Consider the following 15,809-nt stretch of genomic DNA (forward strand, 5'->3'; position numbering starts at 1 on the left):
CTAGCTTGAAACGTAAGCTTTAGCAGGTTTGAGTAGATTTTTTTCTACCAGCAATTCAGCGATTTGTACTGCATTTAATGCTGCGCCTTTGCGGATTTGGTCACCACACAACCATAATTCCAAGCCACAGGGATGAGAAATATCTTGACGAATCCTTCCCACTAAAACTTCGTCTTTACCAGTTGCTTCAATTGGCATCGGAAAATAGTTAGTTTTCCAATCTTCTACCAACTTCACTCCCGGGGAGGAATTTAAAATTTCTCTGGCTTTTTCTGCACTAAAGGGAGTCTCAAATTCTAAATTAATGGCTTCTGAATGGGCCCGGAGTACGGGAACCCGTATACAGGTTGCAGTGATTCTGATTTGCTGCGTACCAAATATTTTTCGGGTTTCGTTGACCATTTTCATTTCTTCCTCACAATAACCCAAATCGTTTAATGCTGAGTTATGCGGGAATAAATTAAATGCCAGTGGGTAAGGCAATACCTCAGCTACTGGCGGCTGTCCTTGTAGTATAGCGCTTGTTTGCCTTTTGACTTCTGCCATTGCTCTAGCACCAGCACCACTAGCAGATTGGTAGGTTGAGGCTACAATGCGTTGCACTGGTTTAATTTTATGCAATGGCCATACTGCCACACTCATTAAAATTGTTGTGCAGTTGGGGTTGGCAATAATGCCTTGGTGATTAGCTGCGGCTTGTGGATTCACCTCTGGTACTATTAAAGGAACTTCCAGGTTCATCCGAAAGGCACTGGAGTTGTCAATTACCACTGCGCCCTTTTGGACGGCAATTCCTGCCCAAGCTTTGGATGTGGAACCACCTGCACTAGCTAGTACTATATCCACATTTTCAAAGACGCGATCGCTCACTGCCTCTATTGGTATATTTTCTCCTTTAAACCGCAGCGATCGCCCTACACTCCGCTCTGATGCCAATAGCTTCAAGTCAGCAATCGGAAAATTACGGATTTCTAATAATTCCAGCAACTCTGTGCCAACTGCACCAGTCGCTCCCAAAATAGCTACACGATAGGATTTAGACAAACTCACTTCCTCCTTTAAGAGGTTTTTTTGCAATTTGGAACAGTTGAAGATTTACTTATATTTAAATGGCGATCGCAACCTGGAAATACATTTTCAATTAGGTTTAGATTTCTCTCTAATTTAGTCTATTTTTGTCAATCTCTAAATTTTTATACATTTATTTTATTGGTTATTTAATAATTTAAGTTATATTGCACTCTCCAACAATGGCTATGCAATTTTTCCATCGATTTAAACTATATTATTATACAACAAACAGCCATTTAGCAGAAAAATGGAGATATCTGCACTTAGGCGTTTCACAGGCATCCCACTTATAAGGCAACGAACGTCTTAGCTTCAAAGTTGCTTACCAAGATGATGAATATACTACGAGCAAAATGGATAAAACCAGCACAGCATAAAAATCAGCTATACGGTTAGGTAATAGATGCGCTCTTGTATCACAACTTAATAATAGCTAGACTCAATACTATAACTTTAAATTGGGAGTACTAATCAGTCGCTGAGAACCAGGATATCACGGTGTTAGCCCACTGAATAATTAATTCCTAAGTTTCAGAGGGAGTGGAGAGTAGAGAATGGGGAGCAGGGGAGAGAAGGAGAATTAGGGACAAGAGGTGAGAGCTTGCAACAAGTCTTTCGCCTTGTCCTAATTCTCCTTGTCCCCAAGTCCTCTTCACCATGCCCCATACCCTATGCCCCCATTAACTAAATTGTTATGAAGGGAAAATGTCAAGTCCTTGGTCATTGGCAGTAAACTGGATCTTTGCCCCAGGACAAACATCCATCCTTGGATGTCATAAAGCCTTTTGGCAAACTCCCATTTCCTTAAGACACATCAAGCCATAACGCAAACAATTATTGCATCTTGTGTGTACTTGGAGTATAAAATACCAGAAAACTAGAGACGAAGCATGAAAGTTACCCAGGAAAAACTTCCCGCCAGCCAAATTGGCCTGGAAATAGAGATTACGCCGGAAATTACCAAGCAAACTTACGAACAGGTCATTAAAAATTTAGCGAGTACTGCCAATATTCCTGGGTTTCGTAAAGGCAAGGTGCCTCGGCCAATATTGCTACAACGGCTGGGTACAACTCGTATTAAGGCAGCAGCGCTGGAAGAATTAATTCAAGACGGCATTGAGCAAGCGGTTAAACAAGAAGCTATCCCGGCAATAGGTCAGCCACAATTGCGCTCCTCTTTTGAGGATTTAATTAAGAATTATGAACCTGGAAAACCTCTGACGATTTCGGCTGCTGTCGATGTAGAACCAGAAGTGAATCTAGTTCAGTACACTGATTTGCAAGCTAAAGCTGAAGAAGTGAAGTACGAGCCAGAACGAGTGGACGCTACCCTTGACAAGGAACGTCAAGAATTAGCGACATTGATTCCTGTGGAAGGACGTGCAGCCCAAATCGGCGATATTGCCGTAGTCGATTTTAAAGGTGTATTCTCCAAAGTCGAGGGCGAAGACGAAACAGCCGAACCAGAACCGATTCCCGGAGCCGAAGCAACTGATTTTCAAGTTGAGTTGCAGGAAGATAAGTTTATTCCAGGCTTTATTTCGGGAATAGTGGGGATGAATCCGGAAGAAACCAGAGAAATTGCAGCACAGTTCCCAGATCCTTATGCTAATGAAGATTTAGCTGGAAAAGCGGCAACTTTCACAGTGACGCTCAAAGAACTGAAGGAAAAGGAACTACCAGAAGTAAATGACGATTTTGCCCAAGAAATCAGCGATTTTCAAACCTTAGAGGAGTTACACGCTTCTTTGGTAGAGCGATATCAAAAAGAGGCGGATGACAAAACAAAAACAAATAAACAGGAAGCGTTGTTAACGGAACTGCTCAAGCACGTAGAAGTTGACTTACCAGCAACCATGATTGAGCAAGAAGTGGATGCAATGCTAACGCAAACAGCAATGCGGCTGTCTCAGCAGGGATTGGATGTAAAGAAGTTGTTTACTCAAGATATTATTCCTCAATTGCGGGAGCGATCGCGCACTGAGGCAATTGAACGCATCAAACGTTCCTTGTCGTTGCGCGAAGTCGGTAAACGCGAATCTATCGAGGTAACACCAGAAGAAATCGCAGCCAGAGTCACAGAACTTTTGGAACAGTACCCAGAGGAGCAAGACGTTGATGAAGATAGACTGCGCTCAATCGTGGAAAACGAACTATTAACCGAAAAGACCATTGATTGGTTATTAGAACACTCCTCAGTTGAACTTGTACCCGAAGGTTCCTTAAGTCCCGCAGAAGAAACAGAAGCCGCAGAAGCGGATGCTGATGCTGATGCACCTCAGACAGAGGAAGAAACCAGCGAAGCTTCGACAGAAGTCACAGAAGGATAATTAAAAATCCCACAGCCATAAGTTCACCAGTTCTGAGTTAAAGTACTGGTGAAATGGGTAAGTTAAAACAGATGAGAGAGCAGGGAGCAGGAGAAGCAGGGGGAGAAGTACTATTAATTATTGTGCAATGCCCAATGCCCAAATGCTCAATACTTCGGCTCCTTTGGACTTACTGCGACTTACCTCGGCTTACTTCGACTAGCAAGAGTACAAGTCGCTCGGCACAAGCCGCTCAGTACAAACAAGTGCCCAATGCCCCATAACTCTTAACTCTTGAAAACTCAGGGATAAGGGCAGAATAATTAAAGAATGAATCAATTCTCAGCAAATTGTCACACATGTTATCGCCTGAGCTTGATACTGTGTTACACGAGAGGAAATTATATGAGGCATAATGGTTAACACGTACCTATAAAAATCCCATTCGTCGAAAAGGCAGCATTTGCTGCTGAAACATTTGTCCTAAAATTATCGTCAAAGAAAGCTTGTATGCTTGTATCGCAGTCGGGAAATAACCCCATCAGCAACCAAAGTCGAATCAACATTAACTCCCAGTTGAACAGCCCTAGCAACATCGTGCCGATGGTGGTGGAACAGTCTGGCATGGGAGAAAGGGCTTTCGACATCTACTCCCGCCTGCTGCGAGAGCGGATTATCTTTTTGGGAACGCCAATAGATGATACTGTAGCCAACTCAATCGTGGCTCAGTTGTTATTCCTAGACGCCGAAGACTCAGAAAAAGACATCCAATTGTATGTTAATTCTCCCGGTGGCTCAGTCTACGCAGGGATGGCAATTTATGATACAATACAACAAATTCGCCCTGATGTTGTTACCATCTGTTTTGGATTAGCCGCCAGCATGGGGGCATTTTTGTTGACAGCAGGGGCTGCCGGTAAGCGAATGTCTCTGCCCGACTCCCGGATTATGATTCACCAACCACTTGGTGGCGCTCAAGGTCAAGCCATTGACATTGAAATTCAAGCCAGAGAAATTCTTTATATTAAGGCTAAGTTGAATCAGTTAATGGCTCATCATACTGGTCAACCCATAGAAAGAATTGAAGCAGATACTGAGCGCGACTTTTTCATGTCGGCAGAAGAAGCCAAGAACTACGGTTTAATTGATCAGGTCATTTCCAGGCAAAATCTTCCCACAGCAGGGGAAAACGTCACCATTCTGAAATAAGAGGCTGGTATGTCTAAGTACGACTCCCATTTAAAATGTTCATTTTGCGGCAAGTCTCAAGAGCAGGTGCGTAAATTAATCGCGGGGCCGGGAGTCTACATCTGCGATGAATGCGTTGACTTGTGTAATGAAATACTAGACGAGGAGTTACTCGATACCAATGGTGCGGCAGCACAACCGGCACCAAGAGCAGAACCACCTCAAAAACGGCGTACTCAATCTTCTAGTATTTCGTTTAATCAAATACCCAAGCCAAGAGAGATTAAAAAGTATCTAGACGAACACGTTATTGGTCAAGACGAAGCCAAAAAAGTGCTGTCAGTAGCCGTTTACAATCACTACAAGCGGTTGGCGGTCATTCAGTCTAAAACCAGTGGCAAAGCTGCGGCAGATGATGCTGTAGAACTGCAAAAGTCCAACATTTTGTTAATTGGCCCGACTGGTTGCGGCAAAACTCTCTTAGCGCAAACCCTAGCGAAAATCCTGGATGTACCCTTTGCCGTCGCTGATGCTACGACGCTGACAGAAGCTGGGTATGTGGGAGAAGATGTGGAAAATATCTTGCTGCGACTGTTGCAAGTGGCAGATTTAGATATAGAGGAAGCGCAACGAGGAATTATCTACATTGATGAAATTGACAAAATCGCTCGCAAAAGTGAGAACCCGTCAATTACCCGCGATGTTTCTGGCGAAGGTGTGCAGCAAGCCTTGCTGAAAATGTTAGAGGGAACGATCGCCAATGTACCACCCCAAGGAGGGCGCAAGCATCCCTATCAAGACTGCATCCAGATTGATACAAGTAATATTTTGTTCGTCTGTGGTGGTGCTTTCGTAGGCTTAGAAAAGGTTGTGGATCAGAGAGTTGGCAAAAAAGCAATAGGCTTTGTGCAACCTGGAGAAGGCCAATCGAAAGAAAAACGGGCAGCAGATACTCTTCGCCATTTAGCACCAGATGATCTAGTAAAATTTGGCATGATTCCCGAATTTATTGGGCGCGTACCAATGGTAGCAGTAGTAGATCCGCTAGATGAAGAAGCGTTGATGGCGATTCTCACCCAACCACGCAGCGCCTTAGTCAAGCAGTACCAAAAACTGCTGAAGATGGATAATGTCCAGTTAGATTTTAAACCAGATGCTTTACGAGCGATCGCTCAAGAAGCCTACCGCCGTAAAACTGGTGCGAGAGCATTACGGGGCATTATCGAAGAACTAATGTTGGATGTTATGTATGAGTTACCATCCCGTAAGGATGTGACACGCTGTACAGTAACACGAGAGATGGTTGAGAAGCGATCGACTGCCGAACTGATAATACATCCATCTTCACTACCGAAGCCAGAATCAGCCTAATAGTCATTAGTCATTGGTCATTAGTCATTGGGCAAAAACTAAGGAATAATAACTATGTACCAAGGACAAATGACTAATGACAACTGACAAAGGATTAATGACTAATGCCTTATATTAAAGTTCGTGGCGTTGAGCATTATTACGAATGGGTGAAAAAACCATCTGGTTCTTTAGTAAAACCAGTGATGATTTTCATGCATGGTTGGGCTGGTTCGGCTAGGTATTGGCAAAATACCGCTAATGCTTTATCAGAGCAATTTGATTGTTTACTCTACGATTTGCGGGGATTTGGTCGTTCTGGTGGGAAGCCAACCATAGCCGAAGCAAGTGAAGCTGTTGCCGAATCTGAATCCCCCCAGGATGAATCGCAGGCAATCAGAGAGTTAACTTATGAATTAGAGGAATACGCTGATGATTTGGCAGCTTTGTTAGATGGGTTGCATCTTCAGCGTGTTTATATCAATGCTCACTCAATGGGCGCGTCTGTTGCTACTTTATTTTTTAACCGCTACCCCCAACGAGTAGAACGAGGAATTTTAACTTGTAGCGGCGTTTTTGAGTACGACGAAAAATCCTTTAGTGCCTTTCATAAATTTGGTGGCTATGTAGTAAAATTCCGTCCCAAGTGGTTAAGCAAAATTCCATTTGTTGACCAGATGTTTATGGCCAGATTTCTGCATAGTTCCATACCACATTCTGAGCGGCAAGCTTTTTTGGAAGATTTTCTCGAAGCAGATTATGATGCGGCTTTAGGGACAATTTTTACTTCAGTCAGTAAGGCTCAATCTGAAGTGATGCCGCAAGAGTTTGCCAAGCTGACAGTGCCGACTCTGCTTGTGGCGGGGGAATATGACAAAATCATTCCAGCCGAGATGGGGCGTCAAGCAGCTGCACTGAGTGACAAAGTGGAATTTGTGATGATTCCCAATACAGCACATTTCCCAATGTTGGAAGATGCGCCAACTTATTTGCAACGGGTACAAGAGTTTTTGCAAATTAATACCCCACAACCACAAGTCGGATAACTGATGGCGGTTTTTTAGACAGTTAAGTGTACCTGTGTGATGCCTTGACGCATTTTATATTGTCGCTTTAACCAAGACTTTTTAATTATTTTACGGAGCAAGGGAGCAAGTTGAATCAACAGCGAACGCAGCAGTGCATTTTTTCGCAGTAGTTCGCCTTGTTTAGCTTCTTCTAACTGGAGTTGCTGGGCGCGGATAATTTCTGGCTCACGTTCTGCTTGGATGTGCGATAATGCCATGTCAATATCCTGGTGTCCAGTTTCTTTGTGCAACAACGGCACAAGATGATTAGCAGCGACAATCACATCACGGAATGCTAAATTAATTCCTTGAACACGGACAGGAGACATTGGATGTGCAGCGTCACCTAGAAGTAGTACCCCTGGTGCGTGCCATTGTGGACAATAACCAACCACAACAGAAAGCCGAATCGGGGATTCGATGGTGTCTGCATGATTACGGAAATGCTCTGCTAGCCATGAGGGTGATAGTGAGGCAAAAATCTCTGCCCAGTTGGCTTGCTTGGAGTCAGTGTTTTCGGTTGCGGACATCACCCAAGCCAGATGCAGTTTCCCTGACTCTGCTCCGTGAAAGATGCTAAATACGCGATCGCCATTTACTATAGTACGAAATACATTATCGGTTGCAAACTCAGGACTGGCGGCAAGTTTAAACCAGAGAATATCAATATTTTTGGGCTGGCGTACCAATTCCAATCCTACACGTTGTCGTACAAGGGAATTTCGACCATCTGCCCCAATCACTAAGTCAGCAGTAAATTCTCTGCCATCGCTTAGTACTACACCTGCGACACGTTGATTACTCCAGCGTAAATCTTTGACTGGAACACCCTGGATAAATTCAAACCCATCATTGGTTTGAGCTGACGAAATCAGTGCTTTGAGTAGCGGTGGTTGTGAAACCAGTGTACAGGGTCGGGTTGCTCCCATTGGTTCATCAACTCGAAACAACTGCTTTTCACCTAGAATGAATTCCCATGCGTCGAGTTGTCGATGAGGAATATGCTCCAACAATGCCGATAGACCCATTTGCTCTAGTGCATCTAACCCACTGGGCATTAATCCTTCACCGCGAAAAACACGATGAAAGTCTTTTGCTGCTTCAATTAATGTTACAGCAATACCACGTTTTGCAAGGAGCAGGGCAAGTGTTGCACCTGTTGGACCTGCACCCACAATCACAATTTGCACTACCTTATTCCTCCTGTATCAGTTGCTCTCAAAGATATTGGTCGAACTATCTTTGGATTAACCCAAACCCAGTTCTCGTTTTAGCAAGTTAATCGAGTTAGTACCGATATAATTTTCAACCTTAATCAGCTTCGGTGGACGAATAATATCTTCGTCACAGGCTTGTACGGCTGCTTGTACTGCCGCAAAACTGGCTTGATCACTTATGATTACCTCAGCCCGTTTAACCATTGCTTGAAGTTTATAAGCATCTTTTGGTTGCGAAGTCATCACCAGTAGTTCATCCCCCCGCAGACCGTGGAGGATGACTTCTGCTGCTCGTGCAATCCCGGAACTGAGGCTAACTATGCCTACACAGTTTTCTTTTGGTAAGGTTTTCAATAGGCTGAGTTCTTTGCTGTAGTCGTAGATATCCAGAGGAATTACCCGTGCAGCTTTGGGAGCTGCGATCGCTTCCACATTACTGATAAAATACCGACTTGTGACTACTGTCGCAGAGGTAGTTTTATCTAACACAGCTGTTAATTCTTCCATTGCGACCAACTGAACTGGTATTTTTAGCGATCGCTCTAATTCATACACCATCAACTCACCAGCACCCATATCATAAGATGGAACTGCAACCAGTACCCGCGCACTACAACGCAAGCGCCAGTCAATTTCTGCTAAAAATAGCTCTCTGGCTTGATTGAGTGAACATCCTTGCGAAAGCAGATCGTCAAGTGCTTTCTGGACAACTTGATATGCATCAGGATTTTGTTTGAGAATTGGTGATTGCAGCCTGCTACCGCCCTCATGACCTTGGGCACGAACATAAATTCCTGAACCAGCCATACTTTCAACAAATCCGTCTTCTTCTAGTTGACGGTAAACTTTGCTAATGGTATTACGGTGTAACCCAGTTTGCATTGCTAATGCCCTTGTGCTTGGCAATTTGTAAGCAGGGGGATATTGCCGAGAAGCGATCGCAAACCGGATTTGATTAAACAGCTGGGTTGATGCGGGAATTTCGCTGTCTGGCTGAATACGGAATTGAATCATCAGCAAACCTCCTGAATACTGAGTGGGGAGAGACGCGATTAATCGCATCTGTACGGAGTGGGGAGTATTTAAGTGTTGCTTTCCTACTCAGCACTTTTAACTCAACACTCTTTTACTGACCAGCTGCATTTGCTACATGTCAAATACTTTATTTACACATGAAGTTTTTCTGGTACAAATTTCTAATGTGCTCACTATTGGTAATTGATAATTTAAATGGAAATAACCTGGGCATACTGGCATAGTTATATCAAATAAACACACGGCTAATCATATCGCACTGGTAAAAATTATTATGACAGAGCAAGCAATAATTACCACAACAGTTAATCTTTTGCAAGATAATATTCAAATTTCCGCTTATCTGGCAGAGCCAAAAGAAGCTGGATCTTATCCTGGAGTGGTAGTATTACAAGAGATTTTTGGTATCAACGTTCACATTCGGGATGTTACAGAACGAATTGCCAAACTTGGGTATGTAGCGATCGCACCTGCACTTTTTCAACGGACTGCTCCTGGCTTTGAAACTGGATACACACCTGAAGATATTGAAACGGGCAGAGGCTACGCCATGCAAACTCAAGCCTCAGAGTTATTGAGCGATATTCAACTAGCAATTGACTACCTGAAAAATCTGCCTCAAGTCAAAAAAGATGGTTTTGGCTGTATTGGCTTCTGCTTTGGTGGTCACGTTGCATATCTTGCAGCCACTTTACCAGATATTAAAGCTACGGCTTCCTTCTACGGTGCTGGAATTACCACCCGCACACCAGGAGGTGTAGCTCCCACTCTCACCCGCACCAGAGAAATTCCAGGCACTCTCTATGCCTTCTTTGGCAAAGAAGATGCTAGCATTCCACCCGAACAAGTAGATGAGATTGAAGCAGAGTTAGAAAAATATAAAATTCCTCATCGTGTGTTTCGCTACGATGGAGCTGACCACGGATTTTTCTGTGACCATCGTGGCAGTTATAATCCTAAAGCTGCTGCTGATGCTTGGGAGCAGGTAAAACAACTCTTTGGTCAACTGAACTGAAGCATACACAATCAAGTTTGTCATTAGTCATTAGTCATTAGTGAATAATAAAGGACAACTGACAAATGACAAATGACAAGTGACAAATGACAATCTAAACTCCAGTTGCACCATATCAAAAAACAATTAATCTTCAAAAGTCATGAATTCCGAATCGAAACTTTCTCAAACAGCCAATTCGTCGTTTACGATGGATGATTTTGCCAAAGCGCTAGAAAAACACGACTACCAGTTTCAAAAGGGACAGGTTGTACATGGCAAAGTGTTCCAACTTGACCATGATGGAGCCTATGTCGATATTGGTGGCAAGTCGTCAGCTTTTCTGCCGCGCGATGAGGCTTCTTTGAGAGCAGTTACCGATTTATCGGAGGTGCTGCCATTACAAGAAGAAATGCAGTTTTTGATTATCCGAGATCAGGATGCAGAAGGGCAAGTCACCCTTTCTCGAAAGCAGTTAGAAATTCAGCACATCTGGGAACGACTGGCCGAAATGCAGGAAAATGCTCAGACTGTGCAAGTAAAGGTTATGGGTGTGAACAAAGGTGGTGTCACCGTTGATATTCTCTCCTTGCGGGGATTTATTCCGCGATCGCACCTGGCAGAGCGTGATAATTTAGAAGCCCTCAAAGGTCAAAATCTGACTGTCGGGTTTTTGGAAATTAATAAAAACACCAACAAACTCATCCTTTCCCAGCGATTAGCAACTCGTTCTAGCAACTTCAGCTTATTAGAACTAGGTCAACTGGTGGAAGGTAGAGTTACTGGTATCAAACCTTTTGGTGTGTTTGTTGATGTAAATGGTATGGGGGCTTTGCTTCATATCAAGCAGGTAAGCCAAAAATTCATCGACTCATTAGAAAAGGTATTTCAAGTTGGTCAGCCAATTAAAGCTGTAATTATTGACTTGGATGAGGGTAAAGGGCGGGTTGCTCTTTCTACCAGAGTTTTGGAAAACTTCCCTGGCGAAGTGCTGGAGAATATGGAAGAGGTGATGGCTTCGGCTGAGGCGCGTGCTAATAGAGCTAATAACAAAGCTTCTGAATAGTTTTGAAATGGGCTGCTTGCACAAAGCGTTTAAATCCCCATCTGAAACAATTTTGAATTTGGAATTTGGAATTTTGAATTGTTTATACTCCCCCTGCATCTACAAAGATGTGGGGGGATTTTAAATTGGGAAAACTTTTCCCAGACTTTTTTCTAGCCTCTAGCTGCGAATGCCGGTAAAACAAGAATTTCAGTCAGCTATAGATGACTTTCGCTATGAGCCGCAGAATTTATTCTGAAGCGGACGTGTGGGCAATGCCAATATTCTGCAATGATGCAAATACGTGAGTCTAGAATCTTACATTTGAACCTATCACCCGCCATAGGTTAGAAACCTACGGCTAATAGGGAAAGTCCTCTCAAGAGGACTAAACAATAATTTATCTGACTTTATGACTAGCTCACCCCGAAATTTTCAACCTGCATTTTACTATCACATCACCACTCGCAATACGGTTCGGTTAAGGCAAGAGACGCGATAAATCGCCGTCTCTACAAAGGACTGATTATTGTAAAGACGGCGATTTATCGCGTCTTTGCATCTAGGGCGTGTCATCAAAAAACCTTATCCGAACCATTTAGTGTGAACAGTTAATTAGAATTATTGCTAAATCAATCGTAACAACTAAAGCAAAGCTAGAAAAATAAACTTTTGACTTTTGACTTTTGATTTTTGACTTCCCGCTAGGGCTGAGGGAGCGGTCTGTTAGCGGGAATGAAGATTAAAGTTAAGCCGAAAAAGTCACCAGGACAGTTGAGTTTACCTTGGGACAAACAGAGGGTGTCAGAAAGCACTGAAGTGCAGGAGGTAGCAAAAAAGTTTATTCAAGCAAATTGCTATCAGCCGCCAGTGCCAGGTATCGGATCTCTGAAATGTTGATTAACTCGTAGAAAACAACCTTATTACAAATATTTATAAAAGTCTGAAGTGCTTATATGTTAGACTTCACAAGTCTCAATGCGAGAAAAGAAGTAAGAAGTATTCTTAAGGAATAAAATACTAGTTGCTCACCTGACTTACTGCGTAAAAATGGGAGGTATCCCTCTGGTGCTGAAGTGTTATAAGCTATCTCATCATACCTGCTTATCCACTTGTTTCCTTTCACTTTCCATCCTACGCGATCGCCAAATTTGTCCCAGGCTTCATCTTCTCTTACACCGTCAGCCTTCCCACCAACGCTTAAATAAATTTTCTTCTGAACGCTGAAGCCAAAGCGCCCATCACTATATTTTACCCAAAGTTGGTCAATGGTGCGTAAGTCAGTACAGGGAAAATTATTCATGGATTCGTAATTAAACCAGCCTTCCTTTTCTCTGCTAGATGCCTTGAGCATAACAGCTAAAGTTTCCTCATCCGCTTCTTTCCACTTGCCTGCTGCTAGCAAATGTTGCAATCGCGTGTAGTTTACTCCCTTATCAGAACTGAGGTCATCGGCTTGAATTACTGGCTGTAGCTTTGGTTTTCGCTCTGGCGGCTTTCCAGTAATACCCCAAATTAACTGCTCCATAGCCTCTGTATCTGTCCGAAAGTCAACCCACGTATGACCCTTAAGAAAAATTGGGAGTTTAGGCTCGTCTGGTGTATTCCCAAGCAAAACGGGAATCACGGGACAGCCTCTCTCTACAAATTCGTTTAAAAAAGCTCTCATCTCTTGATTTTGCCAGGGGCCAAATCCACTGCTACCTACAAAAACTGCTGCTGATTTAATATTTTCTATTTGTTCCTCTAGTAAAGACTGCCATGCTAAACCAGGACAAAGTGCCCACTTATCTAGCCAAGGTTTAATTCCTTGTCTTGTTAATTCATGAGCAATTTCTTCTACTTCAGGCTTGTCTTTGCTATTGTGGCAAAGGAAGACATCATACTGATCTTCGTCACTCATCTATAAGTCTCCTCACATCCACTTTTCTATACCAGCAAAACTTGCCAAGGCATTATACTTACTGCTCTAAATCCTTGTTCAACGATTCTAACTCAGCCCAATACTGCGTAGGTTTTGCCTAAAAAATAACTCCAATGTAGGTTGGGTTGAGGAACGTAGCAAGATCCAGCAGGGTAACCCAACATTTTCTTTCTCTTTGTTGGGTTTCACTCCGTTCAACCCAACCTACAAATCTTTTTAACGTAATTACTTAAGTTATTAGTTAATGCATTGAAAAAATGGATCAAGTCGAATTTAATAAGCAAAATGGTATTTGACTTACTCAAAATGCCATTTTGCTTACTCAAAAGCTGTGTTTGCTTTCTCATTTGGGTGTTTTCCGCAAGCAAAAGAAGCTTTGACTTTCTCAAACTCCAGTTTGCTTTCTCATTTGGGTGTTTTCCGCAAGCAAAAGAAGCTCTTACTTTCTCAAACCCCAGTTTGCTTTCTCATTTTGGTGTTTTCCGCAAGCAAAATCGCATTTGACTTACTCATTTCGGTGTTTTCCGCAAGCAATCAAGCATATTGAGAAAGCAATATGCTTGATTGCTGACTCATTGCAGTAATTCACACACTTGTAACAACTATCCCTTTGAGATTACTTTTCTCTATCTTTATCTAATGCTTCCTGGATTGCACGACGGCAAAATTCTGGAGGATCATCCTTGGTGGATAGTTCTTCCTTCATAGTCTTGGTAATGCGTAGGTTAATTCTCTCTGTTAATGATTCTTCTCTATTTGATTTAATTGGTTGTAAATTTTGTGGATTCCCTTTAGGATTAGGCATTATTGAGAAATATAAACAAGGCTTGATTTACTTGGTGCCAAAACAATAGATTGTTTTTTGGTGGTTGCTACAACTTGCCGGAAGTACAACCACCAATATCCAATTTCAAAAATGGACACTACTATTTTATGTTCACGCGTTCCGAACTTGAAATCAAGACTATTAAAGAATTACGCGACTTGTGTCGTAGATACGGCATAAAACCTACTCTTAATGCAGGATACAAAACCTCGTACATCGTAACTCTGATGGCATTTCCACTTTTAGCGCTGCAACAAATGAAGCAAGGTAAAGGGTTAAAATTCCCTAACTTTAACGCTATCCAGGTAATCAGTTCTGCTATAGAAGAGATGAATTCACCCACAGATGAGCAAGCAGCACTAATTCGGATCACTTTGGAGGGCAGGAAAATGAGTTATCCTGACCGATACGACCAGGAGAACCTGCTGAACTTGCACAAGGCTAAGATGTCGTTTGAACAAGCTATTGACTTGTTGAGCCAGTAAAACTAATCCCATTACCCTATCCCCCACATCTTTGTAGATGTAGGGGATAATTTTTAGAGATTAAGATAAATAAAGGTGTGATCTATTGGCTAATAGAGACCTAACCCCCAACCCCTTCCCTAGTAGGGAAGGGGAGTAAGATTCAAAGCCTCTGACGCCAGATGCAACAAGAGTGGCTCGCCGCCCAACGCAGTGGCTCCTCCTTTTAGGAGAGAGGAATGGAAGTGAGGTCAAAGTGTATTGCATATAAACGAGCGATCGCTATAAACGCTGAAAGTATTCAATTTAGGTATTTATTATGTTTCTAATAACTGGAGCAACGGGAGGAATTGGTCGCAGAGTTGTGCGACTCCTACGGCAACGAGAACAGTCTGTGCGGGCATTTGTCCGCTTAACTTCGCGCTACAGCGAGTTAGAACACCGGGGTGCAGAAATCTTTATCGGTGACTTGCTAGAAGAAAGAGATATCCAGAAAGCTAGTCGAGGTGTCAAGTATATTATCAGCGCCCACGGTTCTGATAGCGATGCCCTATCCTTAGATTACCGCGCCAATATTGAATTAATAGACCAAGCAAAAGCCAATGACGTAGAGCATTTTGTCTTTATTTCCGTATTGGGAGCCGATCGCGGATATGAAGAAGCTCCTGTGTTCAAAGCCAAACGAGCAGTAGAGCGATATTTGGCAGCTAGTGGCTTAAATTACACTATTTTACGCCCATCTGGATTAGCATCTAACTTGCTGCCACTAGTAGAACAATTTCGGGAAACGGGATTGTATTTGCTCATTGGCGATCGCAAAAACCGTACCTCAATTGTCAGTACCGATGATTTAGCAAGGATAGTGGTGGATTCTGTGACAGTTGAAGGCGCTCGAAACCAGATTTTCTCAGTGGGAGGGCCGGAGATTTTATTACGAGAAGATATTCCCCGGATTTTTGGTCGGATCTTCAACAAACAACCAGTAATAATTAACTCACCACTATTTGCCGTTGATGGGTTACAGAGTGCATTGGGTTTAATTAATCCCCAAATCCAAAAAGCTTTGGGAACTTATCGCACATTGCTAGCAAATGAGTTTTTCTGTACAAAAGATGAAATTGCCAATTTAGAGGCGATTTTTAACTTCCAGTTAGAGACATTAGAAAGTTTTTTGCGGCGCTATCTAGCAGTTTGAAAGGGGAATGGGGAGTAGGAGAGACGCGATTAATCGCGTCTGTACTGGTGAGTAAGGAGTAGAAGAAACGATATAAATGACAAACAAACAATAAATCATTCCCCTATTCCCCATTCCCCATTCC

Annotated in this window: 14 protein-coding genes; 9 read left to right on the forward strand and 5 right to left on the reverse strand. The window is 42.8% G+C overall.

Annotated elements, in window-relative coordinates; all coding sequences use genetic code 11:
• Entirely contained in the window at nucleotides 1-1,044 is a 1,044-nt protein-coding gene (locus ACFFAP_RS04685) for an aspartate-semialdehyde dehydrogenase (protein ID WP_375510132.1), read from the reverse strand.
• 917 nt (nucleotides 1,045-1,961) lie between these two features.
• On the opposite strand from ACFFAP_RS04685, the gene tig reads away from it, so the two are divergent.
• From tig to ACFFAP_RS04705, 4 genes are all read left to right on the forward strand, one after another.
• On the forward strand, nucleotides 1,962-3,401 hold the full coding sequence (gene tig, locus ACFFAP_RS04690; RefSeq protein WP_375510133.1) for a trigger factor: 1,440 nt from the start codon (nucleotides 1,962-1,964) through the stop codon (nucleotides 3,399-3,401).
• 489 nt (nucleotides 3,402-3,890) lie between these two features.
• The gene (gene clpP / locus ACFFAP_RS04695) at nucleotides 3,891-4,589 is read left to right on the forward strand and encodes an ATP-dependent Clp endopeptidase proteolytic subunit ClpP (RefSeq protein ID WP_229492674.1); all 699 of its coding nucleotides are present in this window, start codon (nucleotides 3,891-3,893) and stop codon (nucleotides 4,587-4,589) included.
• A gap of 9 nt (nucleotides 4,590-4,598) precedes the next feature.
• Nucleotides 4,599-5,939: an ATP-dependent protease ATP-binding subunit ClpX gene (gene clpX, locus ACFFAP_RS04700; protein ID WP_375510134.1), complete on the forward strand. Its 1,341-nt coding sequence runs from the start codon at nucleotides 4,599-4,601 to the stop codon at nucleotides 5,937-5,939.
• Nucleotides 5,940-6,043: 104 nt separating this feature from the next.
• Nucleotides 6,044-6,964: an alpha/beta fold hydrolase gene (locus ACFFAP_RS04705; RefSeq protein WP_375510135.1), complete on the forward strand. Its 921-nt coding sequence runs from the start codon at nucleotides 6,044-6,046 to the stop codon at nucleotides 6,962-6,964.
• A gap of 14 nt (nucleotides 6,965-6,978) precedes the next feature.
• Here ACFFAP_RS04705 and ACFFAP_RS04710 read toward each other — a convergent pair whose 3' ends face one another.
• Together ACFFAP_RS04710 and ACFFAP_RS04715 are read right to left on the reverse strand one after the other, a co-directional pair.
• A complete protein-coding gene (locus tag ACFFAP_RS04710) occupies nucleotides 6,979-8,175 on the reverse strand; it encodes an FAD-dependent oxidoreductase (protein ID WP_375510136.1) in 1,197 nt (398 codons plus the stop codon).
• Between the two features lie 57 nt (nucleotides 8,176-8,232).
• Nucleotides 8,233-9,216 (reverse strand): GntR family transcriptional regulator, encoded by a 984-nt coding sequence (locus tag ACFFAP_RS04715; RefSeq protein ID WP_375510137.1) that lies wholly within the window; start codon nucleotides 9,214-9,216, stop codon nucleotides 8,233-8,235.
• Between the two features lie 295 nt (nucleotides 9,217-9,511).
• Between ACFFAP_RS04715 and ACFFAP_RS04720 the strand changes: the two genes are divergently transcribed.
• The 3 genes from ACFFAP_RS04720 to ACFFAP_RS04730 all read left to right on the forward strand — a co-directional run bounded on the left by ACFFAP_RS04720 (nucleotide 9,512) and on the right by ACFFAP_RS04730 (nucleotide 12,176).
• Entirely contained in the window at nucleotides 9,512-10,252 is a 741-nt protein-coding gene (locus ACFFAP_RS04720) for a dienelactone hydrolase family protein (RefSeq protein WP_375510138.1), read from the forward strand.
• Nucleotides 10,253-10,394: 142 nt separating this feature from the next.
• Nucleotides 10,395-11,297, forward strand: coding sequence for a S1 RNA-binding domain-containing protein (locus ACFFAP_RS04725; protein WP_375510139.1), 903 nt, complete (start codon nucleotides 10,395-10,397; stop codon nucleotides 11,295-11,297).
• Between the two features lie 714 nt (nucleotides 11,298-12,011).
• Entirely contained in the window at nucleotides 12,012-12,176 is a 165-nt protein-coding gene (locus tag ACFFAP_RS04730; RefSeq protein WP_375510140.1) for a hypothetical protein, read from the forward strand.
• 52 nt (nucleotides 12,177-12,228) lie between these two features.
• On the opposite strand, the gene ACFFAP_RS04735 is transcribed toward ACFFAP_RS04730, so the two are convergent.
• Both ACFFAP_RS04735 and ACFFAP_RS04740 read right to left on the reverse strand, forming a co-directional pair.
• Entirely contained in the window at nucleotides 12,229-13,179 is a 951-nt protein-coding gene (locus ACFFAP_RS04735) for a GUN4 domain-containing protein (protein ID WP_375510141.1), read from the reverse strand.
• Between the two features lie 637 nt (nucleotides 13,180-13,816).
• Complete coding sequence (locus tag ACFFAP_RS04740; RefSeq protein WP_179071541.1) at nucleotides 13,817-14,005, reverse strand: hypothetical protein; 189 nt, start codon at nucleotides 14,003-14,005, stop codon at nucleotides 13,817-13,819.
• Nucleotides 14,006-14,133: 128 nt separating this feature from the next.
• Here ACFFAP_RS04740 and ACFFAP_RS04745 point away from each other — a divergent pair, with 128 nt between their 5' ends.
• Together ACFFAP_RS04745 and ACFFAP_RS04750 are read left to right on the forward strand one after the other, a co-directional pair.
• Entirely contained in the window at nucleotides 14,134-14,511 is a 378-nt protein-coding gene (locus ACFFAP_RS04745) for a hypothetical protein (protein ID WP_375510142.1), read from the forward strand.
• A 298-nt stretch (nucleotides 14,512-14,809) separates the two neighbouring features.
• The gene (locus ACFFAP_RS04750) at nucleotides 14,810-15,685 is read left to right on the forward strand and encodes an SDR family oxidoreductase (RefSeq protein ID WP_375510143.1); all 876 of its coding nucleotides are present in this window, start codon (nucleotides 14,810-14,812) and stop codon (nucleotides 15,683-15,685) included.
• The last annotated feature ends 124 nt before the right edge of the window (nucleotides 15,686-15,809 follow it).

The organism is uncultured Nostoc sp. (genome assembly GCF_964245575.1).
Lineage (GTDB): Bacteria > Cyanobacteriota > Cyanobacteriia > Cyanobacteriales > Nostocaceae > Nostoc.